This window comes from Pseudokineococcus marinus, assembly GCF_013004605.1.
GTDB lineage: Bacteria > Actinomycetota > Actinomycetes > Actinomycetales > Quadrisphaeraceae > Pseudokineococcus > Pseudokineococcus marinus.
In genome coordinates, this window is record NZ_JABEMA010000460.1 from 1 (window position 1) to 1,767 (window position 1,767).

2 protein-coding genes are annotated in these 1,767 nt (G+C 76.3%); one reads left to right on the forward strand and one right to left on the reverse strand.

All coding sequences use genetic code 11. The annotated features are described in order from the left end of the window. The coding region (locus tag HLB09_RS16585) for an AMIN-like domain-containing (lipo)protein (protein ID WP_171204402.1) at nt 1-695 on the forward strand (695 nt) is incomplete at its 5' end. Between the two features lie 75 nt (nt 696-770). Here the strand turns inward: HLB09_RS16585 and HLB09_RS16590 are convergent. Beyond that, nucleotides 771-1,691 carry a heme o synthase gene (locus HLB09_RS16590; protein WP_171204403.1) on the reverse strand — a complete coding sequence of 307 codons (921 nt, stop codon included), beginning with the start codon at nt 1,689-1,691 and terminating at the stop codon, nt 771-773. Nucleotides 1,692-1,767: the final 76 nt, after the last annotated feature.

The following is a 1,767-nucleotide window of genomic DNA, read 5'->3' on the forward strand; positions in this document are numbered from 1 at the left end:
CGGCCGCCGCGCTGGCCCTCCTCGCCGCGGGCTGCGGCGACGACGTGACGGCCGGCCCCGCGTCGTCCTCCCCCGTGGCGGCGTCCTCGCCGGTCTCCGACGCCACCGCAGCGACGGACGCGACCACGACGGAGCCGAGCACCGCGGGGCCGACCACCACGGACCCCAGCACCACTGACCCGATGACGACGGACGGGCCCGCGTCGTCCGCACCGACGTCCGAGGACGGGGTCGACGCGGCGGGCGAGGCCCTGGCGGACGTCGGCACGGCCCCCTCGGAGGAGGCGGCCACGGGCGCCGGCCTCTCCGTCGTGGACGTGCGCACGGGACGCCACGAGGGCTTCGACCGCGTCGTCGTCGAGCTGGCGGGCGACCCCGCCGGCCTGCCCGGCTGGTACGCGCACTACGTCGACGAGCCCTCCCAGCAGGGCTCGGGCGACCCCGTGGCCGTCGAGGGCGAGCGCTTCCTCGAGGTCGTCGTGCGCGGCCTCGGGTACCCCTTCGACACCGGGCAGGAGGAGCTCGTCGGCTCGGTGGACGGCCAGGGCACCGCGCTCGTCCGCGAGGTGCGTGCGGGCGGGGTCTTCGAGGGGCAGGCCCAGGTCCTCGTGGGCCTGGACGCCGCCGCGGACGCGCCGTACCGCGTCACCCGCCTGTCCGACCCGCCGCGCGTCGTCGTCGACGTCCTGGGCTGAGCCGGGCAGAGGGTGGGGGCCGGTCGTCGGGAGGGCCGACCGGCCCTCCCGGCGGCCCTCACCGCCGGGGAGCCGTCACCACCAGGGGACGAAGGGGTCCGCGCCGACGGCGAGGAAGAGCAGGCTGAGGTACGAGATCGACACGTGGAAGACCCGCATGGCGCCGGCCGTGGCCACCGGCTCCGTCGACGAGTCGGCCAGGCGGGCGCGGCGGCGCAGCGCGTGGGCCTCGAGGAGGAACCAGGCGCCCAGGACCACGGCGCCGAGCGTGTAGACCGGGCCCGTCCCGGCCACGGGCACGAGCAGCAGCGAGCACGCGACCATCGCCCAGGAGTAGGCCAGGATCCGGCGGGCGACGAGGGTCGGGCGCTCGACGGCGCCGAGCATGGGCACGTCGACGCTGCTGTAGTCGCGGGCGTAGCGCATCGACAGCGGCCAGTAGTGCGGCGGCGTCCACAGGAAGATGACGCCGAAGAGGACCAGGGCGGGCCAGTCGAGGCCGCCCGTGACCGCCGACCAGCCGATGAGCACGGGCATGCAGCCCGCGGCGCCGCCCCAGACGATGTTCTGCGAGGTGCGCCGCTTGAGGCCGAGCGTGTACACGAAGAGGTAGAAGGCGATCGCGGCCACCGCGAGGGCGGCGGACAGCGGGTTGACGAGCAGCGCCAGCCACGCCGTCGAGAGCACGCCGAGCGCGACGCCGAAGACGAGCGCCTCCCGGGGGGTCACCTCGCCGGTGACGAGCGGGCGCTCCCGCGTCCGGTCCATCCGCGCGTCGATGTCCCGGTCGACGTAGCAGTTGAGCGTGTTGGCGCTCCCGGCCGCGAGGGCTCCTCCCACCAGGGTGGCGAGCACGAGCCCGACGGGCGGCAGGCCCCCGGCGGCGAGCAGCATCGTCGGCACGGTCGTGATGAGCAGCAGCTCGATGATGCGCGGCTTGGTCAGCGCCAGGAAGGCGGCGGCCCTCGAGCGCCCGGGACGGCCCGACGGGTGCAGGGGCCCGCTCGCGGCGCCGCCCGCCGAGCCCGGCCGGCCGGCGCCTCCTCGTCTGCATCGATCTGTCCGCCGAGGA